The organism is Lysinibacillus sp. FSL L8-0312 (assembly GCF_038003285.1).
Lineage (GTDB): Bacteria > Bacillota > Bacilli > Bacillales_A > Planococcaceae > Lysinibacillus > Lysinibacillus fusiformis_D.
Genome location: NZ_JBBOOV010000001.1, coordinates 70,955 through 96,706, shown reverse-complemented (window position 1 = coordinate 96,706; position 25,752 = coordinate 70,955). Strand labels below are relative to the sequence as shown.

Genomic DNA, 25,752 nt, shown 5'->3' with positions numbered 1-25,752 from the left:
TCATTTTTTAGTAGTTTGGCTTTTATCCGTTCATTTATGTAAAAATTGTGCTAGTAAAAATAGACAGAAAAAAGGATGCATCTCACGTTGAGATACATCCCTCTAGCTTATTCTATAGAATCTTTACTGTAGCGGTTTTTGCCAATCCCAAACACATAGTAGCTAATTGTTACGAGGATTAGGAAAATAATACCAACAATTAATGATATACGTGTATCATCATTAATCCACATACCAACTAATACCATGATTAAAAAGATAATCGTTACATAGTTTGTAATGGGTGCGAAAGGCATTTTGAAAGGATGCTTAGCCAGTTGCATACCCTTCTCTTTTCTAAAGCGAATTTGACTGATTAAAATAATAAACCATGGAATCATTCCTGGTAAAACACTCGCACTATATATATAAACAAATAAATTTTCAGGAGCAATATAGCTTAGGATGACACCAATGAATAACCCGACTAACACACCTGCTGTTCCAAATAAAGGTACGCCATTCCTTGAAAGCTTGGCGAAAAATTTTGGTGCTTGTCCATTCATCGCAAGAGTATATAACATACGTCCAGCGCTATAAATCCCACTGTTACAGCCTGACATAGCTGCTGTGATTACAACAAAATTAATGATACCTGCGGCAGCTGTAATACCTACTTTAGCAAATGTCGCTACAAATGGACTACCTATTGTCCCAAGCTCATCCCAAGGATACACCGTCACAATGACAAAGATTGCACCGATATAGAAAATTAAAATACGCCAAATGATACTTTGAATGGCATTAGTAATCGTTTTTTGTGGATTTTTTGCTTCTCCAGCCGTAATCCCGATAAGCTCTACCCCTTGATATGCAGCAACAACTAAAGATAAGGCAAAGAAGAAGCCTGTCCAGCCACCTGTAAAGAAGCCACCGTGACTCCACAAATTAGATAAACCAATGGCAATACCATCATTGCCAAAGCCAAAGAAGATCAGCCCTACACCTGCTACAATCATTAAAATGATTGTGACAATTTTAATCATCGCAAACCAAAATTCAAATTCCCCAAATGATTTGACAGAAATAAAGTTCGCCAAACCTAAAATAATCATCGCAATAAGACCTGGTATCCACGCTGGTAATTCTGGATACCAGTATTGCATATACGTTCCGACTGCTATAATTTCAGACATCCCAACAATAACCCATTGGAACCAGTTACTCCACGCTGTTAAATACCCCGCTAAAGGATGGATATATTTATAGCCAAACGTTGCAAAAGAGCCTGTACTCGGCTCCATATAAAGCATCTCACCCATTGCCCTCATAATGAAAAAAATAAAAATACCTGCAATACCATAGGCAAGGAGTACAGAAGGTCCCGTCCATTGAATTGCACTGGCCGAGCCCATAAATAGCCCTACACCAATCGTACCGCCAAGTGCAATCATTTGGATATGACGTGCTTCTAATCCTCGTTTTAATTCCTTATTGGCCACTCGTTAACGCCTCTTTTCTGATGTTCTCTCTACGTTGAATACCTTTAAAATCATAATCAATTTTTCTAAAAAAGACAAATGTATTTTTAGGAAAAACAAAAAATAATGATATTTTGATAGATTTAGCTCATACCGCTCTTTCATTTTATAACTTTACTAAATAACGCAAAGGAGTCTCCACTAGGTTAGTAGAGACTTCTCATGTTGTTGAAAAAAGATGATGTCAACGGCAGAAAAAGCAACTTTGCAAGGTGAGAGGTTGATTTCCGTTCCGTCAGCGCCCTTTCCAGGGGGCGTCCGATGAGCCGCTTCACTCACTTACGCTCGCTCCAGGGTCTCATCTGTGACGCTAAATCCCCTAGGAGTGACGCTGGCTCCACTACAATCAACCATTCTGCAAAGTGCCTTTACTTTTTTCATAGTAATATAGCGATTAAATAGCCCATTATTTTTAGAGGGAATAAGCTCTTATTTTCAATATGGAGAAGTGATGCGTGACAACACCTCTTCATAAAAAGTAGTGAACACCTTCACTTTATTTGAAAATTTCGCTAAAAAGGTAACACTTTTGTGGGCTGGAGTGGAAGGCTACTTGACTCCCGTGGGATAGCGAGACAGGCGAGCCTCTAAACGGAGCGGTAGCGGAGGAAGCGGCTCGGCGCTCGCCCACAGGAAAGCAAGTAGCCTGCAACGGAAATCCATTTCTCCCTTTCAATTGACTGTTTTGTTTTTCCACACTAAGAGAAGTCTCCACTAGGTTAGTAGAGACTTCTTTTAACGCTTAATTTGATTAATAGGCTAGTATAACTTTTCCCTAAATTATCAACATTAAAAATACCTAATAATCCATTCGATAGTACAAGTAGCTTGTCTTTCCCATATGTATCAAAAAACAGTTATCCATATATCACCAATAATTAAAGTATATAGCTAGAAATCACTTGTTCTATTTTTGTGGAAATTGGATGAATAGTTAAGCAAAATAATCTGAAGTCAAATTTATTACCCCGTTATGTCGCAACCTTCCATAGTTACCAATCGTTATCGTTAATAGTTGCTTCTAACAAAGGGGAGATATTTGAATGTTACATTTCAATAAATTGGATAAAAGTTTAGTAATTAGCTTGATGCTACTAGGTATGATTAGTTGTCTCTTTGTCCATTCCAGTAGTACGGTGTTCGAACAGTATTCAAGCTCATTTATTATAAAGCAGTTTATTTATTACATAATCGGATTTTTAACTATGTATGGGATAGCCATACTTGATATTGAACAGCTTAAAAAAATTGGCTGGCCGTTTTATTGGATAATGGTGTTATTAACATTTAGCTTATTCATTGCACCTGAAAGTATAGCTAGAACTATAAACGAGGCGAAGCGCTGGTACCAAATTCCTTTGCTAGGATCATTTCAGCCGTCAGAGTTTTTAAAGTTCGCCTTTTTAATCGTTGTCAGCAAGGTTATCGTCGCACATCGAGAGAAATACGAACGTCCTACCTTTTTCACGGATATGAGGCTTCTCTTCATAATTGCTATTATATCTCTTCCACCGATGCTCGCCGTTTACAAGCAACCTGATACAGGCATGGTCATGCTTTATATGTCGATGATTTTACCAATGATTTTCTTTTCAGGTATACAAAGAAAATTGCTTGTCATCTTTACAGCCGTCCCTCTATCAATTATTAGTGTTGTGGTACTTTTATATATAAAATCCCACGATTTTTTTACAGATAAAATTTTAAATAAATTATCAGGGCATCAAATTTCTCGAATTCATGGTTGGTTACAGCCATATGAATATCCAGATTCTTCTTATCAAACGAGGCAGGGGTTTTTAGCAATTGGTACAGGTGAGTTTACTGGGAAAGGATACATGAACAATAATGTTTATGTCGTGGAGAAACATACTGATTTTATTTTTGCGAATATTGCCGAAGAGCTAGGCTTTATTGGAGGATCATTTATAATTGCACTTTTATTTTTTGTTATTTACCGTATTGTTGTTATTACAGTACAAGCAAGAGACCCATTTATGACACTGATGGGTGCAGGAATTTCTAGCTTATTGGCCTTCCAAATTACCCAAAATATTGGTATGACCATTGGGCTTCTACCAGTAACTGGTATGACACTGCCATTTTTAAGCTATGGTGGAAGTTCACTAATATCAAATTTTATGCTAATGGGTATTGTGATGATTATCTACAAATCTTATAGCGGCTATATGTTTAAAGCAACAAAGGAATAAGTAATGAAATGTATAGGCTTTTAGTATTACTGCTTCTAGCAGGAGTAGCTTTCTTATGCTTACCATCTGGCGTAAAACTTTACCTATATCTGCTTTGATTTGCCCATAAATAATCTGTCTTCTATACTGGGGAGCAAAGACGATTTAATACTTACAATTCCATGTTGTGTGCTAAACTTTTATAATCCATTTGGATTCCCTTTCGTACGAAGTTGATTGACTAGACCTCATTGTACGAAAGGGTTTTTTTTCTTGTCTATAGCTAGAAGCTCTTTGGAACCCTCGCATCGTTTCAAAAGATACAAAAAACTCTATTCCCATCTCATTGAAAGGAATAGAGTGTAGGTCATTATTGTAATAATGTTTGTTCTTGTAATTTTGCAGAGAAGTATTTACGTGCATCCGCTGTCAGAATTTGCAACAATGTCACTTCTTCCTGACGAGCAAATTCTACAAACATCCCACTTAAATTTTCGTAGACATATTTGATTTTAAAGCCACTATCTAAATAATGATCTACTTTTTGGATTTCCTCTGTGCTTTGTTGGAATTCAGACATGTCATCACCTCACCTTCTTTTGAAAATGTCTTGATGTAGTCTATCTTACTCGGCGCCCTTCATTTCTAACAGAGGATCTGGTTGCTCCACAAGTTCTTCCTCCTCTAGGGCCGACGTTGGAGCAGATGCTGGTTGCCCAAATAGTTCATCCAAATTATGCCCGACTGTAATGCCTAAATATTTGGCATCACTCGGGTCTTCTAGCTCCGCCTGTGGATACTTTTTAAACCACCAATACTTCGCTAATACATAATATACAGCCGCTCCAACAACAAATCCTACTAAAGAGGAATAAGTTGCAAAAATATTCGCGACCGCTCCCCCAATGACCCAGGCAATTAACCCGGCCATATTAAAGCCCTTATAATATTTAAATTGCCCATCTAACTCATAAAGCTCTTTAACATGAACACGGCGTTTACGAATTAGGTAATAATCAGCAAATAAAATACCTACAATGGCCGTTAAAATACCGCCAATTATTAATAGGACATTGACCATCACATCAAATAGGCTCCAAGGCTGTGCAATAATACCAATAATTCCTGCAATGACAACCCCTACCCAAAACGGTACTTTAGGACCGCCAATATTAGAGAAAATCGTCGCAGCTGGCACAACATTGGCAGAGGTATTAGTCGACCATTGCGCTAACACAATCATCAACAATAAAATACCTAAAATAAAGCCGCTTGCACTTTGTTGTAGGGCGTTGATCGGATCAGCCGATGCAACAGCCATATAACAAACTGCTCCAATTGCGACAATGAATGTATTGGTAATTGGCATAACAATTAATGAGCCAACAAGCTGTGTTTTATTACGCTTAAACCAATTTCGCTCATTTTTAGGTGCCTTAAAGAAACGAGATAGGGAAGGCATATCGGCTGCGAGTGTTGCCCAAAAGCCCATATTTGCCATCACGACTACCATAAAAGCGGTAAAAGCAGCAATGCCTGTTGTTGGGGTTTCCACCCACGTCCAAATATTTTTTCCTTGTGACGTTGCACTATCTGCTAATGTGTAGTACATCCAACAAGAAATTAAAATAATGACAGGTGCTGCTAAATCAGCAAAGCGCTCAATGGATTTAATACCTAGGGATGTATTAAAAAGTTGAAGAGCAGCAAATACAAGGAAACAGATAAACCAATTATTAAAGCCAAACATTAAATTTAAAATACCATTTATCGCTAAAGCACCGAAATACGTATTAAGACCAAACCAACAAGCAGCTGTGACACCACGTACAAGGGAAGGTATATGTGTACCGAATGTGCCAAAAGGTGCACGCATATAGACTGGGAATGATAGCCCATGCTCAATTCCTATATCACCAATTAACGTCATAAAGACACCGATTAAACAAGAGCCTACCAATGTTGCTACAATAACCATTGGTAGTGATAAGTTCATAATGGCTGAGCCACCAATGGCAAAAGCTGCTAGAACAATCGCCATGCCAATCCAAATCACTGCAAAACCAAATGTTCCAATATTTCTTTGTTGATGTGTCACTGGAAGTAAATCTGGGGATTTCAAATAATTCCCTTCACGTTCCATCCTACTTCTCTCCTTTTTCTCTAATTTCCGTGACAACCTACTTGAAGTTATGCCTTCCTCCACCAAATGCTGAAGGAAGGTGGAATTTCGATTTTAATCATCTTTTATCTTATATTCAGTATTGAGCTAAAGAGGCCATTATTTTGACAGACTGCTCAGAAGGGCTTGACGTTCATTCCATGTCATTGGCGGAATCGTTGATGGACGTTCTACCATTGTAATGGCACCGTCGACAGGACAAACAATGGAGCATAGGTTACAGCCGACACAGTCTTCCTCACGAACCTTTAGCATTGGACGATCACCCTCTGTATAGAGATCAATACATTGATGGGAAGTATCCTCGCACGCAATATGGCACTTATTACAATTGATACAAACATCATTATTAATTTCTGCAACAATTTTATAATTTAAATCCAAATCACCCCAGCTTGAATATCTTTGCACAGAGCGACCTACTAAATCCATGACCGAAGCTAGGCCTTTATCATCTAAATAATTATTCAGTCCATCAATCATATCCTCCACAATACTAAAACCATGATGCATCGCTGCTGTACATACTTGGACGCCTGTGGCACCCATTAAAATAAACTCTGCTGCATCTTGCCAGTTCGAGATACCACCAATGCCCGAAATCGGTACATTGACTAATGGATTACGGGCACATTCTGCAACCATATTGAGGGCAATCGGTTTAACTGCTGGACCACAATAGCCACCATGTGCCCCTTTGCCAGCTACATTAGGCACTGTATTCCACGAATCTAAATCGACACCTGCTAAACTATTAATCGTATTAATCATACTAACTGCATCTGCTCCACCTCTTGTCGCTGCCTCCGCCGTTACAGTAATATCTGTAATGTTTGGTGTTAGCTTCACAATAACAGGTGTACGCGCTGCTTCCTTTACCCAGTACGTTTGTTTTTCCACCAACTCTGGGACTTGACCAGAGGCAGAACCCATGCCTCGTTCTGCCATCCCATGTGGACAACCAAAGTTAAGCTCAAGACCATCAACCCCCACATCTTCTACGCGTTTCACAATTTCATGCCACTTTTCCTGCTTTGGCTCTACCATTAACGAGGCAATAATCGCATGATTCGGAAATCTCTTTTTCGTCTCATATATTTCTTGTAAATTTACTTCTAATGGTCGATCTGTAATTAACTCAATATTGTTGAAACCTGCGACACGTTGACCATTAAAACTAACTGCTGCAAAACGAGAGGACACATTTAAAATTGGTTCCCCCAATGTTTTCCAAACAGCACCACCCCAGCCTGCTTCAAATGCACGCTGTACTTGATAACCTGAATTCGTTGGTGGTGCGGATGCTAGCCAAAATGGATTAGGTGATTTGATACCCGCTAAATTAATGCGTAAGTCAGCCATATAAGTTCCCCCTCTATCCCTTATTAACAAGCTATTTTGTACCGAAAGCATAGCATCAGGTATAAGCTGTAAGACCCCGACTTCAGAATGTAAAGGTATGCCCAAATATTCAAATGCTGAATCAACAGCCTGTAAAAACCCGATTGGTGAAACTAACAATCCGTGGAGGATGAAAAACCTCCACGGATTGAAGGTTCACTTTATGCAATCTCACTTGGTTTTCTTAAACGTTCATGAATCTTGTATGCTGCATCTTTTCCTTGTTGTACAGCGGTCACCACCATCGCTTCCCCCTGTCCATTACCAAAGACAACATCTCCACAAGCAAATACTTTGTCATGAGACGTTTGCATTGTCGTTTCATCAATATCGACAACCCCATTTGTATGGGCTAAACCAAAGGCTTCAATTAACGATACAAAACGCGTTTGTCCAATGGCTTTAATCACCGCATCCACTTCGATGATAAAATTGGAGCCTTCAACTTCTTCTGGTCGTTGTCTCCCATCAGCACCAGCCTCACCAAGCTTCATTTTCACACATTCAATGCCTGTCACCTTGCCCGCTTCATTGCCAATAATTTTCTTCGGTGCAGTTAGCCATTTAAATTCCACGCCATCCTGCTTAGCAAATTCATATTCAAATTTGTACGCTGTCATTTCTTTTTGCGTTCTTCTGTACAGAATTTGCACATTGTCAGCACCTAAGCGCACTGCACTTGTAGCACCATCAATGGCTGTATTTCCTGCTCCAATCACAGCTACTCGTTTTCCTACAATATCATTTGTAAGCGGTCCCATTTTTGTTTTTCGCACAAAGTCAATGGCATCATGTACACCTTCTAGTTCTTCACCTTTAATGCCCAGATTCGGCACAGCCCCCATACCGACAGCTAATATCACACTGTCATATTGCGCCAAAATTTCAGCTGCTGTAATATCCACACCTACAGCTGTATTGGTTTGAATGTCCACACCGAGCTGTTCAATTTGGTCCACTTCCCAATCTACAACTTCATTTGGTAAACGGAACGCTACAATGCCATAGCTACCTAAACCTCCAGCCTTTGCCTCCGCCTCATAAATCGTTACATGATAGCCTAAGCGGCTGAGTTCACGTGCTGCCGATAAACCAGCAGGGCCTGCTCCAATAATGGCTACTTTCTGTCCATTATGCTGGCCTGGTTGGAATAGCTGGGCATTTGTTTCCATTGCCCAATCCGTTGCATAACGCTGTAACTCACCAATTTTAATTGGCTTTGTTGAAGAATTTAAGACACACGCCCCTTCACATAGTTCTTCTGTTGGACAAACCCTCGCACAGCTTGCACCAATAGGATTTGCTTCTAATATAGTCGTAGCAGAACCCTTCATATTACCAGATGCAATTTTTTTTATGAAATTCGGGATTTGAATACTTGTTGGACAGGCTTTAATACATGGAGCGTCATAGCAATATAGACAACGATTGGCTTCCTCAATAGCCTCATTCTTTGTCATCTTTCCTTTTAATTCCATGAAATTACGTCTAAGCTGTATGGTCATCGCGTTTTCTTGAATCGGAACCATTTCCACATCCCCCTCATGTGAGCATTTTTTCCGTGAATCAATTACTAAACCGATTGTTTTGTTCTCCAGTCAAAACAATCGGTCGTCTACTGAAGGAAGCTAAATATTTAACGCTTCCGCAACTACTGTTCTTAATGGACGTTTAATGTATTGTCCACTGCCAAGTATGCCTACAAATTCTTTATTTTTAATGACATATTCCCCTCGGACTAGGACACTAACAGGCTCCCCTGTCACTTCCCAGCCTTCATATGGGTTATAGTCAACATTCATATGATGCGTTTTAGCCGAAATTTGGCGTTTTGCCTCTGGGTCAAAAATAACGATATCCGCATCAGAACCAATCGCAATCGTTCCTTTTTGCGGGAATAAGCCAAATATTTTTGCCGCACTAGTAGAAATCATATCCACAAATTCATGGATTGAAATTCTCCCCTTTGCTACGCCCTCCGAATATAAAATACTGAATCGATCTTCAATGAATGGCCCGCCATTTGGAATTTTCGAGAAATCATTTAAGCCTAGCTGCTTTTTGCCCTTAAAGCTAAAGGAGCATTGATCTGAGCCAATGGTCTGAAGCTGTTTCGCCTTTAATGCATGCCATAAATGCTCTTGATGATACTTCGGACGAAGTGGTGGCGACCATACATATTTGGCTCCCTCAAAGCCTGGCTGTGCTAAGGCTGATTGATCGAGTGTTAAATATGGCGGACAAGTTTCACCATAGACGTCATAGCCTTTTTCACGAGCAGCAATAATTTCATCCACTGCTTCTTTACATGTCACATGCACCACATAGAGCTTTGCTCCAGCAATATGGGCTAATTCGATGGCACGCTTTGTTGCCTCTCCCTCTAATTCGGCTGGACGAGTCAGTGCATGATAAATGGGTTCCTTATGACCAGCACGTCGAGCTTCTTCTACCAGCTCATCAATAACAGAGCCATTCTCACAATGTACCATCACCACAGCACCAAGATCTTTAGCGATTTTAAAGGCTTTAAATAAAGTACGATCTGTTGCTTGGAATTCTTTTGCATACGCCATAAAGACTTTTACAGAGGTAATGCCCTCTTGCTCCAGTAGCTTCGGTAATTCAGCTTCCGTTTCAGGTGTTAAGTCGCCAATCATTAGGTGGAAACCATAATCAATAGCTGACTTTCCTTTAGCCTTGTCATGCCATTTCTCCACCGCTGTAGACAATTTTTCTTCCCCAGCTGTTAAACAGAAATCTAAAATAGTAGTTGTCCCACCATAGGCCGCTGCAATTGTACCTGATTTCCAATCATCATCTGTCACCGTATTATTGAATGGCATATCTAAATGCGTATGGGGATCAATGCCACCAGGTAATACGTACTTACCTGTTGCATCAATTATTTCAGCATTAGCATCCGTTAAATTTTGTCCAATCTGAACAATTTTACCGTTATCAATTAAAATATCTGCCTCAAATACGTCAGCAGCAGTTGCAACTCGTCCACCTTTAATGATTTTTTTCATTGTGCCCCTCACCCTTCATCACAAAATTAGAGAATCCTTGATGTTTAATGCAGTGTATATGTCTCGCCCAGACTAAACTTTGTTTGTAGCGTTAACACCGTTTCTAGTAGAATATCTGCTCCCTTTGCACAATCCTCAAAGGTTGTTTCCTCTTCTTCACAATGACTCTTGCCTTCGATACTTGGGACAAAAATCATCGCGGAAGGAACCATACTTGCCATATACTGTGCATCATGACCAGCGCCGCTAAACATACGATGAGCTGAGTAACCAAAGCTTTGACATGCTCTTTCTACTTCATTGCAAATGGCGCTATCGAAATGCACGGTATCTCTTCCCCATAGCTTGACAGGCTGAATATGGCATCCGCCTGCTGTCTCTGGAAGTGCATTGAGAATATCCTCAACCAGTTGCATGACCTCTGGCTTTTGGTGACGGGAATCAATGGTAAATGTCACCTTATTCGGGATAACTGTATGAATATTTGGAGAAACATGCATACGACCAAAGGTAAACACAAGCTGTTCATCCACCTTGCCTAATTGCTCATGGAGCTCTGTTATGATCGTCGATGCAACAATCATCGGATCTTTGCGCATTGACATTGGCGTTGTCCCTGCGTGATTCGATTGCCCCGTAATGGTGATTTCGTAGCAGACCATACCTAGTACACCTTCAACAACACCAATTTCACGTTTTTTTGCCTCTAGTACTGGCCCTTGCTCAATATGCAATTCAATATAAGCCAGTGCTTCTTTTAGACGATTGACCTGCTCTCCTTCATAGCCACTTGCTTGTAATGCTTCTTGAAAGCGAATGCCATTTTTATCTGTGGATTGCAGCATTTTTTCTTTATCAAACTTCGAGGTGATGACCCCTGAACTCATCATGGCTGGATCAAAACGTGCCCCCTCTTCGTTCGTGAAATTGACAATCATGAGTGGAATATCCACTTCAATGTCATTTTCCTTTATTGTTCGAATGGCCTCGATAGCTGTTAGTACGCCTAACACGCCATCAAATCTCCCACCTTTTTCAACAGAATCTAGATGGGAACCCATAACGATGGGCGGCACATTCTTTTTCCCAGGAAGCGTGGCATAAATATTCCCCATATCATCTACCTGAATGTTCATACCTAACGCCTCACAACACTTACAAAAATAGTTTCTTGCTAAAACGTCCTCATCCGAAAGAGACAAACGTGTGACACCACCATTGTCAGTGGCTCCAAATTGACTAAATTGTTCAATTAACTCTTGCAATCGTCTACTATTACATTTATACATATGCAAGTCCTCTCTTTCACAGTAGTTATTAAACATTCTAAAATAAATAAAACTTGTGAGATATGGATAGTAAACTAAAAAAATATGTGCAACTGCACATCATATATGGTAAGTTATGTTCATAATTAAGGGGGGTAAATATGGGGACGATTCGTAAAATTGTAGAGGGTGTTCAATTCCCAATGCTCACATTAGTCGCTGGACATAGTGGTACGTATCGCAGAGTTACTGGTATTAACGTTGTGGAGAGCAGTGATTTAATCATGTTTTGTAGACCTAATGAATTAGTCGTCACAACAGGCATTCATTTAGATGCACAAGCAGCTTCCTTAGAACAGCTTGTCAAACAAGCCTACACCAAAAAAGTAGCTGGCTTTATCATTAATACAGGGCCTTTCATTCCTGATATTCCTGAAGCCGTCATCTCTTTCGCTAATCAACATGATTTCCCTATTTTTCAAATGCCATGGAATTATCGTATTGCCGATCTATTAAAAACTACTTTTCAATTTATTGCCAACCATCATCAAGAGCTCTCCATCGAAGAAAAGGTACTTTTCAATCTACTATTTCACTACAAACAAAACGCTAACACGATGAAAGATCAACTAGCACAGCTAGGATTTCCCCACGGGAGAGAATTAGCGATCATTACTTGCACAACCATTGGCACCCAAGCCTCTATTGACCGTTATGAGGTGATGATGCAATTCGCTTTTCAAAATCGCTATCAACGCTTCTTAAAATTAAAGCATAAAAATCACCTCATTTTTCTAATTGATAAAGCTCAAATCATAACACCGAATGTACCCTTCTCAAAAGTCGTGGAAGAAATCTATGAAAAAATCACCTTAAAAAACGGTTTCTTAGATATTATTATCGGAAAAGGGAACTATTATAAAGAGCTAGAAAATGCTCGTAAAAGCTATGATGAGTCATTAACTGTCATTCATTTAGCACAGCTTCATAACAACCGTTACTTATACAAATATCAAGAAATTGGTGCCTATAAAATACTTATGGCTGTGCAAAATCAGCCCTTGATGAAGTCTTTCAGTCAGGATATTTTAGGACAGCTTTATCGCTATGATGAATTGCACAACACAGATTACGTTCCTTTTTTACGCATATTTGTTGAGGAAAATGGCAGTACAAGTAGGATTAGTGAACGTCAATTTATTCATCGTAATACGGTTCTTTATAAAATAAAGAAAATCGAAATGCTATTGGACATGGACTTAAGTAATCCCTTTACGAAAACTAACCTGTATATTGCTTTTTTAATTGAGGATGTTTTAACACATCAGTAGATTACTTAATTATCTGATTTTTCAATCTTTTTGCTTCTGCTATTTTTTCAAAAAAACTCGGCTACAAAATTTGCGACATCCTCCTGAGATTGTGAGGCAACATGATATTGGTCACACCGTCATTGCCACAGAACGTGGTGTTTTTTGACGGTGTTCTTTTCTTTCAGCGATTGATTGAACACCCACTGCAAACACTCATCTCCCTCAGTGTAGGAGGAAATCTTCAGTTCAATCAAGATAAATACCCCTTCTAAAACACTTAGGGCATACATATAAAGTACAAATGGGGTCAACTGTGCATTTTCGTTGTCCACATCTGATACAAACATATGCATGCTATTCAACCACCTATACAGAGGGAGTGAAGCTTCGTGACTAATGTAACAAGCCCAAATTGGCAAGTGAAAGATGAACAATTTGTTTGGCACTCTATGAAGCCATACAATCCGAATGCAACGATGATTGTCCAATCGTCTAAAGGAGCATGGATTACCGACATTGAAGGAAAACGCTATTTAGATGCTATGGCTGGTTTATGGTGTGTGAATGTTGGCTATGGACGAGAGGACATTGCCAAAGTTGCCTATGAGCAATTGCTTGAAAATACGTATACACCATTATCTGTAGGGCATATCCCTGCCATTAAATTAAGCGAAAAAATTAGTGAGTTTTTAGAAGATGATTATGTCGTCTTTTTCTCCAATAGTGGCTCTGAAGCAAATGAGGCTGCCTTCAAAATCGCTAGACAATATCATCAACAAAAAGGTCATGCCAATCGAACGAAAATTATTTCTCGTTATCGTGCCTATCATGGGAGCTCAATGGGTGCTTTGGCAGCTACTGGACAAGCTCAGCGAAAATATAAATATGAGCCACTGGCACCTGGTTTTCTTCATGTCACACCGCCTGATACGTATCGTGCAAATGAAGACCATATTAAAAGTAAGGACCCTTGTGCATTACCATCCGTTCAAGCGATTGATCATCTTATGACATGGGAAATGTCCGATTCCATTGCAGCTATCATTATGGAGCCGATCATCACTGGTGGTGGCGTGCTTATGCCCCATGACCATTACTTACAAGGGGTCAAAACTATTTGTGAAAAGCATGGTGCATTGCTTATTGTCGATGAAGTAATTTGTGGTTTTGGACGTACTGGCAAAGCTTTTGGATTTCAAAATTACGGCATCCAGCCTGATATTGTGACAATGGCGAAAGGCTTAACAAGTGCTTATATGCCTCTGTCAGCTACAGCTGTTCGCCGTGAAATTTATGAGGCTTTTGCAGGGAGTGAGGAATATGACTTTTTCCGCCATGTCAACACATTCGGTGGATCACCAGCGGCATGTGCCGTAGCACTAAAAAATATTGAAATAATGGAGCGGGAAGATTTATTTGCCCAGTCCGCTTCGCTAGGAGCAACACTTCTGGCTACCTTACAGGAGCAATTAAAGGAACATCCATATGTTGGGGATATTCGTGGGAAAGGCTTATTGATTGGCGTTGAGCTTGTTCAAGATAAAGACAGCAAAACACCACTCGATGTTACGCTTGTAAACAAAGTGATTGCGCAATGTAAGGAACTCGGATTAATCATTGGGAAAAATGGTGTAACCGTTGCAGGTTTCAATAATGTATTGACATTATCTCCGCCACTGATTATCTCCTCAGATGAGAAAGATTTTATTATTGAAAAATTTGTGCAGGCATTACAATCTATTAAACTGTAGGAGGAATAGCTAGATGGTAACGAATACCGACATAAAAGAGCTAGGTCATTTTATCAATGGACAAACGATTTTAGGGAAAAGTGGCCAGTTATCAGATGTTCACAACCCAAGTACTGGCACTGTCATCGCTCGTGTTCCTTTAGCAACAACAGCGGAGGTGCAGGAAGCGATTACTGCTGCCAAAGCTGCCTTCCCAGCTTGGCGTGCTTTATCTATTGGGAAACGAGCAGAAATCGTCCTAAAGTTTCGCCAACTATTAACAGAAAATATGGATGAGTTAATCGATATGATCTGTACTGAAAGTGGCAAAACAATGGAGGATGCAAAAGGCGAAATTACACGAGGTTTAGAGTCAGTAGATTTAGCTATTAATGCCCCACATCTACTAAAAGGTGAATATTCCGTTAATGTAGGTGGTCATATCAATGCCTATTCGATGAAAGTACCATTAGGCGTAGTGGCGGCTATCTCGCCATTTAATTTCCCTGCCATGGTTCCACTAGCCATTACAAGCATGGCGATAGCCGTAGGAAATTGTGTGATTTTAAAGCCATCAGAGCGTGTTCCTTGCTCCGCTCTATTTTTATCAGAGCTATGGAAAGAAGCTGGTTTACCAGATGGTGTCTGGACTGTCATTAATGGCGATAAAGAGGCTGTCAATGAGCTGTTATGCAACCCAGCCATTGAAGCAATTTCCTTTGTCGGCTCTACACCCGTCGCAGAAGCTATTTATGCCACAGCCTCTAAACATGGGAAACGTGTGACAGCGTTAGGTGGTGGTAAAAATAATATGGTGGTTATGCCAGATGCTGACTTAGAGCACGTTGCCAATGCCTTTCTAGGTGCTGCCTTTGGAGCTGCCTCTCAGCGTTGTATGGCGATTTCAACTATTATTCCTGTAGGTGAGGATACAGCCAATAAATTAGTCAGTATTCTTGCTGATAAAATTGCCAAATTAAAAGTGGGTCCGTATACAGACTCCGAAGTCGATTTTGGACCAGTTATTACACAGCAGTCCAAGGATGCCATTATTGGTTTTATCGATCGTAGCGTGGAAGAAGGTGCTACAATTGTCTGTGATGGAAGAAATCCTAATATCGCCAAGCAATCGAATGGTTTCTACTTGGGTCCTACCCTACTCGATCACGTAAAGCCTGGGATGGAAATTTATGAGCAAGAAGTATTTGGACCTGCACGGAATATTGTTCGAGTAGCTACATTGGATGAGGCAATTGCTCTTATTAATGCCCATGAATTAGGGAATGGTGTGACAATCTTTACAAACAATGGTGCGGCTGCTCGGAAATTTACCACTGAAATTGAAGTTGGAATGGTAGGTGTCAACGTGCCCATTCCTATTCCAGTAGGCTATCACAATTTCGGTGGCTGGAAACGTTCAAGATTCGGTGAAGGGCATATGTTTGGCCCTGACCAAGTACGTTTCTTCACAAAAACGAAAACCATATCAGAAAGATGGGTGGAACAAGGAAATGATGTAACCTCATCCTTTGCTTTTCCGAGTAATCAAGACTAATCACTAAAATAAACATTCGTGTTGCTTCTTAAAGGAGCCATGCGAATGTTTTTGCTCTATATAAAAAAACTGACGAACCAAATTGGTCACCAGTTTTTGCAGATTGATTAGTCGTTCTCTTTTTTCTCCACTTTTTTCACTTCTGTCTTTGTTACTCCAGTGAAATCCGCTTCCTCCCCAGCCTCCATGCCATAGCTAGGATTTCTGTCCATACGAGTGAATGTATCTACATCATCCTCGTCTTCAAATCGTTTCACAAGAATTGGTATGGTGATTAGACCTGCAAGTCCAACAAGGGCATATATCCATCGAGATAAGACCGCAGTTTGTCCACCAAACAAATAAGCAACTAAATCAAATCTAAAGAATCCAATGAGTCCCCAGTTGATTGCACCTATAATGACTAATACTAAGGCAATTCTATAAAGCACGCTCATGCGTACACCTCCTTTATCGTCTTTACTCCAAGCTAAATTTTCAGCAGGGAGATGTCATAAGAAGCGATAAAATGACAAAGACTAGTCATTAAAACCGCCATTTTGACGGTCTTATTTTTTGCAATAACTACTTTTTTATACAGCATGGAATTGCAGTGATGCTATTATCCCAAAGAAAGGTACGACGATGAACGAACATTACTTGGATGGATTTTTATAGGTTTGCTCATGCTGAAGTAACCATTCTTTGCGCCACATCCCGCCACCATACCCTGTCAACGTTCCATTGGAGCCAATAATTCGATGGCAAGGAACAACAATGCTTATGTTATTTTTGCCATTGGCACTACCGACAGCTCTTACAGCTTTTTCATTATTAATGGCCATTGCAATATCTTTATAAGAAGCTGTTTCACCATAGCCTATACTAGGTAAGGCATGCCAAACTGCTTGCTGAAAATCAGTACCTTTAAAGGTGTAGGGAAATGAAAATGCATGACGTTCACCAATAAAATACTCATGCAATTGCTTAGCACATGTTAGTAGCACTTGAGGAGTATCTTGTTGAGGGACATTGACAATCTCCCCTCGCTCTGCAAAATTAATCCCATCAATAGCTGTTTCACTACCTTCGATTTCAATAATTCCAATGGGCGATTTGTAATCTAATTTATACCGTTTCATATTAGTGACCTCCATAAATAAAAGGTGGCATAAGCTTGCCAGCCTTGCCAATGTTTCGCATAGTGATGAATTTCCTCAAGCGTTGGTTTTCGCTCTAATGCTAATTGTGTTTTTATTGCATTATGCAATCCAACATCCGCAATGGGGAAAGCGGATGGCTCTTGTAAACATTTCATCAACACATAGTCGGCTGTCCATGCACCAATGCCTCGAATAGCCATTAAACTTTTTTTCATATCCTCGTAGCTGTCTTTTTGACGCAATAAATCTTTTGTCAATTGGCCATTTGCTATACTTTTCGCAATATCAATAATGTACTCTGATTTCCTCAATGTAAATTGAAGGCTTCTCAAGTCCTCTACCTGAATGGCTGCTATTTTTTCTGGTGTCGGAAAGAGCCAGTAGCTTTGTCCCTTAAAGTGAACATGCTCTCCAAAATGTTCTACAAATCGTTTTTTTAACGTATAAGCGAATGTTAAATTGATTTGTTGTCCAATAATAGCCCACACCAGTGCTTCAAATAAATCAGGAATTCCGATTAAACGTAATCCACTATATTTTTTCGTAAGTGAACATAAGATGGGATCCTGTTCAGCCATCTGGTAATAGTCCTGCAAGTTCCTGTTTAAATCAAACCACTCTATTATATATTGTACGATGATTGCTCGTTCATGGACAGCTGGCTGATTCATCAGAAAGGATACTTTTATTTTATTGTCTTGCTCGGTGACGGTACATAAAATAAGCCGTTCATTTATCTTTAATAATTTGAAGAGTGTGTCCTTTTTTATATGATGCAAATTTTCTTGATTGGAGCGCTTTAAGAACAGCAAACATTCCATATAATTGAATTCTTTTGGTGGTTCGATGACTACATAACAATCGGCATTTATCCAATTCATAATAGGTCTCCTTTCTATGAAAGGTGTCGATATTGTGTAGGTGAACAATTTTTCAACCGTCGAAAAACTTTATAAAAATTGGATGGACTTTGAAATCCTACTTCATAGCAAATTTCTAAATTTGTAGCATCTGTATGCTTTAATAAGTGGGCAGCTTTATCAATTCTTATTTTTTCTAGATATGTTCTGGGAGTCTCTTCTGTTTCTTGTTTAAATAATCGTTCAAGATGAAATGGACTGATGCCGACATGCGCCGCCATATCCTGTAATGTCAGCTTTTGTTTATACTCGTTGATGATAAATGCTGTAATATTTTTAATCAATTGGGTATGTGGTGAATGTTCGATTTCAGGCTGACAACGTTTACATGCACGATACCCGGCTGCTTCTACTTCTTGAATATCTTCATAAAATTCAACATTCACCTTTTTCGGTTTTCTTGATTTACAGGAAGGACGGCAATATATTTTAGTGGTTTTAACTGCCGTATAAAATAGCCCATCATAGGTTTGATCACATGCTATGATTTTTTCCCACTTTTCCTCAAAGGATAAATTGATTGGATTGTCCACGAATGAACCACCTCGATTTCATAGATTACACATATAAAGAAGAAGTATCTTGGTCTTTTACTAATTGTGCAGCATGCTGTGATAAATAGGCAATGATTTTATCTGAAAGTGCATTGCCAAAGCTCAAACGCCTTACCCCTAATTCTTTTAATAGTTGGCAATTTGTCAATCCTGGTAAAGAAAGAAGATTGATGGGTGCATCTACATTGCTTGTGATAGCACTTATTTCATTGATATCTATTAAGCCTGGGATAAAGACCCCACTTGCTCCGCTCTCGCTATAAGCTTGTGCTCTCATCATGGTTTCCTCGAACGGATGCTTTAGCAGCAAATACGTATCTGTTCTTGCATTAATAAAGAAATCTTTATAGCCATGATTATCTAGCCTTGCCCTCATATTTGTTAGCAGGTGACAGTGTTTTGTTATATTTCTTAATCCAGTTTGCTTTTTAAAGGAATCCTCGATGTTAATTCCTGCTACTCCAACATCAGCTGTTCTTAACACATTGTCGATAATACTTTGTTCATCATGACCATACCCCGCTTCAATATCCGCAGATACGGGGATGTTCACCTGCTCTGCAATAGCTTGAATAATATTTAGATGGTGTTGAAAGTCTATCCATTCACCGTCAGCATAGCCTAATGAATTCGCTATACCCCAGCTAGTTGTGCCAATCGCCTGAAAACCTGCTTTTTCTAATGCTAATGCCGATAATACATCCCAAGCATTTCCTAAAAACAACAGCTCTTGTGAACAATGTAAATCATTGAATTCCTGAATTTTTGACATAGCGAAAGCCTCCATACTGTTTGATTGACCTCATATTATCAGGAATTCTCCACTTATTTCGTCCTCAATCTTGCTATTATGGTCTCGTTGGACGCAATAGGGGCATACAAAAAAGACGTCCAAAACAATCGCTTTGTCCTGACGTCTTTTCATGTTATTTCAAATCAAACTACATTAAGTAAGCACCTGTTCCTTTGCATGCTTACGCTGGAAGGCAATCTCTTGTCGTTTTTCTTTCGTTACACGTTGCCAAATGACCACTGTAATAAACCCAATAATGGCTATGATGTTCAACAAGCAACGGAAATCGTCATGAACTATATTACTGAGATTGTTCGAAACGCCAACCTTTTTTTATGTGTAAAATAAAAATAAGCAACAGTGATTATGATAGCAAAATAATATTATCAAACCCCTCAATACAATAGTAAAACCCCTTCTAGCTTATGCTAAAAGGGGTTACTGTTATTTTTGCCAATGATTTAGTTCTTTTAACAATTCGGGTAGCTGTAATTTCCTTACGTCGATGGGCGGTAATGCCTTAATAAACTCTTTTCCATAGGACTTACTAGTAATACGACGATCTAGTACAATGAACGCACCTTTATCTTGTGAAGAACGAATTAATCGACCAAAGCCTTGCTTAAAGCGCATAATGGCCTCTGGTAAGGAAAGCTCTGTAAAGGAATTACGGCCTTGAGCTGTTAGATGCTTTGCTCTCGCTTTAAAGACGGGCTCTTCTGGTGAAGAAAATGGTAGGCGTACGACAATGACAGAGGCAAGGGCATCCCCTGGCACATCCACACCCTCCCAAAAGCTATTTGTGCCAAAAAGCACGGCATGGCTAAATTTTTGGAATGATTTTAAAATGCGCATACGGCTACCGCCTGTCACACCTTGTGCAAAAAGCATATAGTCATCTAAAAGCTCACTATCTTGAATAAGCTCGACCGTTTTTCGTAGCATATCCTGTGCCGTAAAGAGCACAAAGCAACGCCCCTCTGTCATACGAACTGTCCGTGTAATAGCATGGGCAACAGCCTCAATGTATTCTTCTTGGCTGACATGCTGAATATCTGGCATATCAGTTACAATAAATGCCTTAGCGCCCGCATAATAGGCTGGTGGTGCTTGTAGTTTCATAACTTTGACTTCATTTGAGATGCCTAGCTGACGTGTAATAAAACGTTCATTGCCAGGTACCGTTAATGTACCTGATGTCCAAACAATACTTGCTTGCTGACGTAGAGGTGCTAACACTTGTTCAATAATTGGTGTGACATTGACGGGCTTTTTAAAGACATGGAGACTGCCTGGAACACTTCGTACATCAAATTCTAACCAAACAGAATTGCCATCCTGCGGGGAGAGAAAAATATCTTCCCATTCTGCAATTTTTATTTTCACTTCTCGAATCCAATACTGCCATTCAGACAATACAAAAAGGTCATTTTTATCTAATTGCTCGATATTATTTTCGAAAGCCTGCGTAATTCCACTAGCTAGATCCAACCATTGCTGTGTCAGTTTACTGACTAGTGCAAATGGCTCTTTCGCCAATGAAACATCCTCTAAAAACAAGGTACATTTACTACCAGTTTGCTTCCCTTTAACTTGCTGTTGCATTTTTTGAATCGCTTGCTGAATTGTTTCATCAAATGTTCGTTGTAGACGGATAAATTGTGCATCCAGTCGCTGTAAATTTTGCATAGCTACTCGCTGTTTTTTCTTTGCTGCCTGGCAAAACTGTTGAAATAAAGCACTGTCCTCCATCGTGCCGATTTGGCCGAAAATATACTTCCATTGTGTATAGGAGAAGACAACCTCATCTTGCTGCATTGCTGCCTGAATAAATTGATGTGCCTCATCCATAATCCAGCCATCAATTTGTGTAAAGAGCGGTGTTTGACGCACTAAATCGCTCAATACCATGGCATGATTCGTCACAATACAGTCCGCAACAGTGCTATTCTTTAACGCTCGTTCATAGAAATCAAAGCCCTTTGAAGGCTTGTCACTCGGTATTTTGCGGATTTTCTCTAAAAACAGTTGGCCGCCACCAGAAACATTGAGCTCACTTAACACACCTGTCTCTGTTTTTGTCAGCCAAACAAGTATTTGTAAAATAGTAAATGTATCATCATAGGATTCATCAGCATGGGCCATACATTGCTCAAAGCGTTCCAGATCAATGTAATGTTGCATTCCCTTTAGCACACATAAATTCACTTTTGTCCCAAGAATTTTTTCAATCTTAGGTAGCTCTTCCTCTACAAGCTGTTCCTGTAGATGAGAAGTATAGGTGCTAATGGCTATCTTTTTATGGACAGCTCGTGCATACAAAATCGCAGGAAGTAAATAGCCAGCGGTTTTGCCAATACCTGTAGAAGCTTCAATCACACACTCTTTTTGTTCATGTAATGCCTGCCAAATCGTGTCCATCATCTCAAATTGTGCAGGTCTTACCTCAAAATTTGGGAGTGCCTTTGCCATGAATGCCTTTTTTTCATCCACCGTTTGCGGATAGTCCATCGTTTGTGATTCATTCTCATGCTGATTACGACCATTACAAATGGCAAAATTGCGGTAATAATGCACATTTTCATGACCTGTCAGATGCTGACGTTTAATTTGTAATGCCTCGAAAAAAAGCTGAGCAATATTTGATTTCATGCGAAATGAACGCTTGTGCATCTGCTCTAGCGTTAGCTGTGGGAGATTTAACAGCTCCTTCCAGCAATATTTGAATAGCTCTGCCGTAGCAAGAGCATCGTCGTCTGCTCGATGTGCATTGGCTAGCTCGATATTTAAATCTGCTGCTAAATCCCCTAGCTTAAAGCTGAGGGACATCGGAAACAAAATTTTAGCTAGCTCCACCGTATCCATTTTTTTACCCTGCCACTTCAATAGTCCGGCACGTTTAAATTCTGCTTGTAAAAAGGATAAGTCAAAATCTGCATTATGTGCGACAAACACACAATCAGTTAAGAGTTCATATATGTAATCCGCATGTGCCTCAAATGGTAAGGCATCCTTAACATCTTCATCCGTGATATGCGTTAAATCTTGAATGAAAGATGGAATGGTTTTTCCTGGATTAATGAACTTCGTATAGGTACGCTCAATTTCCCAATCTTTCATAATAACAATCGCGATTTGAATCATCCGGTCTCCATTTGCTGGTGAATGACCAGTTGTCTCCAAATCTACAATTGCATATTTTTGACTTTCCATCATACATCTCAACTCACAGTTCACATTAGATAAGTTGAATTTTATCATAGATTTGTCTTTACGGCATCCTTTCTCCTCCTTCGGTGAGCCACTTCATCCATACAAAAAACGCAACCTTAGAGGAAGCCCCTAAGGTTGCGTAAAAGAAAATACGATTACCTGTTTACCTAATCAATCAGAAGTTTATTGTTTTTTAGCTAGGTCAACAATACGACCTTCTGTTGTTGTTTTCACTTCTTTTAGGGATAGTAATTGCTCTTGAAGGTTTTCCCAGTCAGACAAGCCTAAATCTGTAACACGACCTTCTTCATATGCTTTCGCAAACATATCAAAGCCATCTCCACCTTTAGCCGTGTATGCATTCGTTGCTACTGTATACCGTTTATCATCCTGCAACGGAACGTACTTACCTGTCGCTTTGTCGAAGTACTCCACAGATACAACACGTGAGCCTGCTTCTTTCGATGAATCATATTGTAATTTTGCCCCAGCGATGTGCAGGAAGCCACCATTTTCATTCGGTACATTTTTCAATGATACTTCAAACGCAGCTTTTAGCTCAGCACCAGTTGCGTCCATTAATGCTAATGTATTACCAAATGGTAAGACTGTAATAACCTGACCAACAGTAATATTACCTGCTGGAATTGCTTCTCGGATACCTCCTCCGTTTTGCAATGCCATTACAACTGTTTTATCTGTAAATTTTTGTGCTTTTGCTAACATACCATCAGTAATAATATTACCTAGAGCTGTTTCATTGCTACGCACACTTTCAAGACTAGTTTCACTTGAACGAGGGTTGGCTAATGCTTCTTTCAGTGTTACACCAATTTCTTTGTTGTTCACTTCATCTACTTTTGCTTTATATGGTGCAAGCAGCTTCACTAATTTCTTATCTTCCGCTACTTTACCAAGGTCAATTAATTCACCTTTATACTTTGTGACAACACCATCTCCATCAAATGTTACATCGAGTGTACCTAAATATTTTACATACTCATTTGCTTGTACAATTAATGTAGCATCTTTTGCTTCGCCAACAGTGTTTGTGTCAACTACAAATGGTTCCTCTAATTTTGTATGATCATGACCACCAACAATGACATCAATGCCTGGTACGTTTTGTGCTAGTAAAATATCATTATCCACATTAGGGTTATCATTATAACCGATATGTGTTAAAGCGATAATTTTGTTGACGCCCATTCCTTCAAAGGCAGCCACTGCTTTTTCCGCTTCCTCGATATAGTTTGTAAATTTCACTTTGTTTGGAGAAGCAATATCTTTCGTTTCTTCTGTCGTTAAGCCGAAAATACCTACTTTTTCTCCATTGATTTCTTTCACGATACCTGAATAAATTTTACCGTTTTCAGGCTCACTTGAAATTAAATCTGTAAATAAACCAGTGAATTTGTCATCTGCTGAGAAATCTGTATTGGCATCCACAAATGGGAATTTAGCACCTTTAATAAAGTCTACTAGTGCTTGATGGCCTTCAGGTGATGAACCTAAATCAAATTCGTGGTTACCAAATACCATGGCGTCAAAGCCGATTTCATTTAATAATGCTAAGTCTGCTTGTCCATGGAATTCGTTAAAGTATAGTGTACCGCTAAATGCATCACCAGCGTGTAATGTTAGAACATTCTCCTTTGCTGCACGTTGCTCCTTTACAGCTGTTGCTAATTTAGGTAGTTCATTTGCACGAGCGTGTGTATCATTTACATGTAAAATTGATAAAGTAAATCCATCTTCTGGCGTTGATTTTGTTAGGGCTTCTGCAATCACAGTTGCTAGCTGTCCACGTGTAACATTTTCGCTAGCCGCATGGTTTTTTACACTTTCTAGCTCTGGTAATGTTGGAATAGACGACAAGATTTTTGCTAAATCACCATGTGTAATTGTTTGGTTTGGACGGAATGTTTTGTCCCCATAGCCTGAAATAACTTTTAGCTCTACAAGCGCTGCAATGGAACCATAATATGGATTGGATGCACCAATATCCGTAAAGTTAGGATTCTCAACATCTTTCGTATCCAGCTTTAAGGCACCTGCAATCATTTTAGCAGCTTGTCCACGTGTGACATTTGTATCAGGTTTAAATGTACCATCTGGGTATCCGCTAATAATCCCCGCTGCATAAAGAGTAGCGATGCCATCAAAGTCTGCATGACTTTCTTTTACATCTGAAAAAGGACTTGCTGCCGATACTGGTGCTACTGCTACCGCTGTTACAGCTAACGCTGCGGCAGTTGCTGTTAAAAATTTGTTACGTTTATTTTCCATTACAAATGATACCTCCACTAGTAAAATGATGTACTAACAACTAAATTCTACATAAATATGACACAAAATACTAGAACATTCGAATTTTTTTACAAAATTATAATCTTAAAACTAGTTTAATAGTAAGAAAAGAAAAATTTTTCCAAAACTTTTGTAATGGATACGAATACAGAAAAAAGGAGGATCGGCTATACTTTGCCATCCTCCTATCTAATATCAAATTATAAATTGCTGCGTCCATCTTAATGAATGCTACTCACTTCACTACATCACTGTTGCTTCTGGCTCATGTGCAATCATTTCTTTAATAGTATTGCCCTCTCCCATAATGGCCACTGTTGGTTTATGCTCTTTGGCTTCATGATTATCCACATAGACATAGGAAATAATGATCACAATATCGCCACGTTGCACAAGTCGCGCTGCTGCACCATTCACACAAATTACGCCTGAACCTCGTTCACCAGCAATGATATATGTTTCAAAACGAGCACCATTATTATTATTCACGACATGTACTTTTTCATTTGCTAGCATACCTACTGCATCTAAAATATCTTCATCAATTGTTATGGAGCCGACGTAATTTAAATCCGCCTGTGTCACTGTTGCACGGTGGATTTTACTATTCATCATCATACGTAACAT

Annotated in this window: 21 protein-coding genes and 1 pseudogene; 4 read left to right on the top strand and 18 right to left on the bottom strand. The window is 39.5% G+C overall.

Annotated elements, in window-relative coordinates:
- Window positions 1–107 precede the first annotated feature (107 nt).
- Window positions 108–1,481, bottom strand: coding sequence for an amino acid permease (locus MHI22_RS00510; RefSeq protein WP_036118664.1), 1,374 nt, complete (start codon window positions 1,479–1,481; stop codon window positions 108–110).
- A 1,082-nt stretch (window positions 1,482–2,563) separates the two neighbouring features.
- Here MHI22_RS00510 and MHI22_RS00505 point away from each other — a divergent pair.
- A complete protein-coding gene (locus MHI22_RS00505; RefSeq protein ID WP_271912815.1) occupies window positions 2,564–3,733 on the top strand; it encodes an FtsW/RodA/SpoVE family cell cycle protein in 1,170 nt (389 codons plus the stop codon).
- A gap of 30 nt (window positions 3,734–3,763) precedes the next feature.
- Here the strand turns inward: MHI22_RS00505 and MHI22_RS00500 are convergent.
- From MHI22_RS00500 to MHI22_RS00470, 7 genes and pseudogenes are all read right to left on the bottom strand, one after another.
- A pseudogene (locus tag MHI22_RS00500) lies at window positions 3,764–3,877 on the bottom strand (IS200/IS605 family transposase); the annotation flags it as partial.
- Window positions 3,878–4,082: 205 nt separating this feature from the next.
- The gene (locus tag MHI22_RS00495) at window positions 4,083–4,292 is read right to left on the bottom strand and encodes a hypothetical protein (RefSeq protein WP_016995612.1); all 210 of its coding nucleotides are present in this window, start codon (window positions 4,290–4,292) and stop codon (window positions 4,083–4,085) included.
- Window positions 4,293–4,337: 45 nt separating this feature from the next.
- Window positions 4,338–5,855 carry an NCS1 family transporter gene (locus MHI22_RS00490; protein ID WP_036118680.1) on the bottom strand — a complete coding sequence of 506 codons (1,518 nt, stop codon included), beginning with the start codon at window positions 5,853–5,855 and terminating at the stop codon, window positions 4,338–4,340.
- Between the two features lie 138 nt (window positions 5,856–5,993).
- Entirely contained in the window at window positions 5,994–7,256 is a 1,263-nt protein-coding gene (preA, locus tag MHI22_RS00485) for an NAD-dependent dihydropyrimidine dehydrogenase subunit PreA (protein ID WP_036118683.1), read from the bottom strand.
- Window positions 7,257–7,456: 200 nt separating this feature from the next.
- Entirely contained in the window at window positions 7,457–8,824 is a 1,368-nt protein-coding gene (locus MHI22_RS00480) for an NAD(P)-dependent oxidoreductase (RefSeq protein ID WP_089933262.1), read from the bottom strand.
- Window positions 8,825–8,923: 99 nt separating this feature from the next.
- Window positions 8,924–10,327 carry a dihydropyrimidinase gene (hydA, locus tag MHI22_RS00475; RefSeq protein WP_058844631.1) on the bottom strand — a complete coding sequence of 468 codons (1,404 nt, stop codon included), beginning with the start codon at window positions 10,325–10,327 and terminating at the stop codon, window positions 8,924–8,926.
- A 44-nt stretch (window positions 10,328–10,371) separates the two neighbouring features.
- Entirely contained in the window at window positions 10,372–11,616 is a 1,245-nt protein-coding gene (locus tag MHI22_RS00470) for a Zn-dependent hydrolase (RefSeq protein WP_058844632.1), read from the bottom strand.
- A gap of 140 nt (window positions 11,617–11,756) precedes the next feature.
- Here MHI22_RS00470 and MHI22_RS00465 point away from each other — a divergent pair, with 140 nt between their 5' ends.
- Entirely contained in the window at window positions 11,757–12,926 is a 1,170-nt protein-coding gene (locus tag MHI22_RS00465; protein WP_036118693.1) for a PucR family transcriptional regulator, read from the top strand.
- 119 nt (window positions 12,927–13,045) lie between these two features.
- Here the strand turns inward: MHI22_RS00465 and MHI22_RS00460 are convergent, their stop codons facing one another.
- Window positions 13,046–13,261 carry a hypothetical protein gene (locus tag MHI22_RS00460; protein ID WP_036118696.1) on the bottom strand — a complete coding sequence of 72 codons (216 nt, stop codon included), beginning with the start codon at window positions 13,259–13,261 and terminating at the stop codon, window positions 13,046–13,048.
- A gap of 36 nt (window positions 13,262–13,297) precedes the next feature.
- Between MHI22_RS00460 and MHI22_RS00455 the strand changes: the two genes are divergently transcribed.
- Together MHI22_RS00455 and MHI22_RS00450 are read left to right on the top strand one after the other, a co-directional pair.
- Window positions 13,298–14,659: an aspartate aminotransferase family protein gene (locus MHI22_RS00455; RefSeq protein ID WP_058844633.1), complete on the top strand. Its 1,362-nt coding sequence runs from the start codon at window positions 13,298–13,300 to the stop codon at window positions 14,657–14,659.
- Window positions 14,660–14,672: 13 nt separating this feature from the next.
- Complete coding sequence (locus tag MHI22_RS00450; protein ID WP_058844634.1) at window positions 14,673–16,193, top strand: CoA-acylating methylmalonate-semialdehyde dehydrogenase; 1,521 nt, start codon at window positions 14,673–14,675, stop codon at window positions 16,191–16,193.
- A 107-nt stretch (window positions 16,194–16,300) separates the two neighbouring features.
- Here MHI22_RS00450 and MHI22_RS00445 read toward each other — a convergent pair whose 3' ends face one another.
- The 9 genes from MHI22_RS00445 to panD all read right to left on the bottom strand — a co-directional run bounded on the left by MHI22_RS00445 (window position 16,301) and on the right by panD (window position 25,752).
- Window positions 16,301–16,630 (bottom strand): DUF378 domain-containing protein, encoded by a 330-nt coding sequence (locus MHI22_RS00445; protein ID WP_058844635.1) that lies wholly within the window; start codon window positions 16,628–16,630, stop codon window positions 16,301–16,303.
- A gap of 198 nt (window positions 16,631–16,828) precedes the next feature.
- Entirely contained in the window at window positions 16,829–17,314 is a 486-nt protein-coding gene (locus MHI22_RS00440; RefSeq protein WP_058844636.1) for a methylated-DNA--[protein]-cysteine S-methyltransferase, read from the bottom strand.
- Window positions 17,311–18,216 carry a DNA-3-methyladenine glycosylase family protein gene (locus MHI22_RS00435; RefSeq protein WP_058844637.1) on the bottom strand — a complete coding sequence of 302 codons (906 nt, stop codon included), beginning with the start codon at window positions 18,214–18,216 and terminating at the stop codon, window positions 17,311–17,313. The genes MHI22_RS00440 and MHI22_RS00435 overlap by 4 nt, the downstream gene beginning before the upstream one ends.
- Before the next feature lie 14 nt (window positions 18,217–18,230).
- Entirely contained in the window at window positions 18,231–18,788 is a 558-nt protein-coding gene (locus MHI22_RS00430) for a bifunctional transcriptional activator/DNA repair enzyme AdaA (RefSeq protein WP_036125187.1), read from the bottom strand.
- Between the two features lie 25 nt (window positions 18,789–18,813).
- Window positions 18,814–19,581 (bottom strand): isocitrate lyase/PEP mutase family protein, encoded by a 768-nt coding sequence (locus MHI22_RS00425; RefSeq protein ID WP_340810784.1) that lies wholly within the window; start codon window positions 19,579–19,581, stop codon window positions 18,814–18,816.
- A 174-nt stretch (window positions 19,582–19,755) separates the two neighbouring features.
- Window positions 19,756–19,878: a hypothetical protein gene (locus tag MHI22_RS00420; RefSeq protein ID WP_255358821.1), complete on the bottom strand. Its 123-nt coding sequence runs from the start codon at window positions 19,876–19,878 to the stop codon at window positions 19,756–19,758.
- 168 nt (window positions 19,879–20,046) lie between these two features.
- Complete coding sequence (gene dinG, locus MHI22_RS00415) at window positions 20,047–22,818, bottom strand: ATP-dependent DNA helicase DinG (protein ID WP_271912797.1); 2,772 nt, start codon at window positions 22,816–22,818, stop codon at window positions 20,047–20,049.
- Window positions 22,819–22,998: 180 nt separating this feature from the next.
- A complete protein-coding gene (locus tag MHI22_RS00410; protein WP_036124509.1) occupies window positions 22,999–25,104 on the bottom strand; it encodes a 5'-nucleotidase C-terminal domain-containing protein in 2,106 nt (701 codons plus the stop codon).
- A gap of 264 nt (window positions 25,105–25,368) precedes the next feature.
- Complete coding sequence (gene panD, locus MHI22_RS00405) at window positions 25,369–25,752, bottom strand: aspartate 1-decarboxylase (RefSeq protein ID WP_036124512.1); 384 nt, start codon at window positions 25,750–25,752, stop codon at window positions 25,369–25,371.

Coding starts and splice junctions, on each gene's coding strand:
- MHI22_RS00505 (WP_271912815.1), top strand. CDS start 2,564: ATGTTACATTTCAATAAATTGGATAAAAGTTTAGTAATTAGCTTGATG.
- MHI22_RS00495 (WP_016995612.1), bottom strand. CDS start 4,292: ATGTCTGAATTCCAACAAAGCACAGAGGAAATCCAAAAAGTAGATCAT.
- MHI22_RS00490 (WP_036118680.1), bottom strand. CDS start 5,855: ATGGAACGTGAAGGGAATTATTTGAAATCCCCAGATTTACTTCCAGTG.
- preA (WP_036118683.1), bottom strand. CDS start 7,256: ATGGCTGACTTACGCATTAATTTAGCGGGTATCAAATCACCTAATCCA.
- MHI22_RS00480 (WP_089933262.1), bottom strand. CDS start 8,824: ATGGTTCCGATTCAAGAAAACGCGATGACCATACAGCTTAGACGTAAT.
- hydA (WP_058844631.1), bottom strand. CDS start 10,327: ATGAAAAAAATCATTAAAGGTGGACGAGTTGCAACTGCTGCTGACGTA.
- MHI22_RS00470 (WP_058844632.1), bottom strand. CDS start 11,616: ATGTATAAATGTAATAGTAGACGATTGCAAGAGTTAATTGAACAATTT.
- MHI22_RS00465 (WP_036118693.1), top strand. CDS start 11,757: ATGGGGACGATTCGTAAAATTGTAGAGGGTGTTCAATTCCCAATGCTC.
- MHI22_RS00460 (WP_036118696.1), bottom strand. CDS start 13,261: ATGCATATGTTTGTATCAGATGTGGACAACGAAAATGCACAGTTGACC.
- MHI22_RS00450 (WP_058844634.1), top strand. CDS start 14,673: ATGGTAACGAATACCGACATAAAAGAGCTAGGTCATTTTATCAATGGA.
- MHI22_RS00445 (WP_058844635.1), bottom strand. CDS start 16,630: ATGAGCGTGCTTTATAGAATTGCCTTAGTATTAGTCATTATAGGTGCA.
- MHI22_RS00440 (WP_058844636.1), bottom strand. CDS start 17,314: ATGAAACGGTATAAATTAGATTACAAATCGCCCATTGGAATTATTGAA.
- MHI22_RS00435 (WP_058844637.1), bottom strand. CDS start 18,216: ATGAATTGGATAAATGCCGATTGTTATGTAGTCATCGAACCACCAAAA.
- MHI22_RS00425 (WP_340810784.1), bottom strand. CDS start 19,581: ATGTCAAAAATTCAGGAATTCAATGATTTACATTGTTCACAAGAGCTG.
- dinG (WP_271912797.1), bottom strand. CDS start 22,818: ATGATGGAAAGTCAAAAATATGCAATTGTAGATTTGGAGACAACTGGT.
- MHI22_RS00410 (WP_036124509.1), bottom strand. CDS start 25,104: ATGGAAAATAAACGTAACAAATTTTTAACAGCAACTGCCGCAGCGTTA.
- panD (WP_036124512.1), bottom strand. CDS start 25,752: ATGTTACGTATGATGATGAATAGTAAAATCCACCGTGCAACAGTGACA.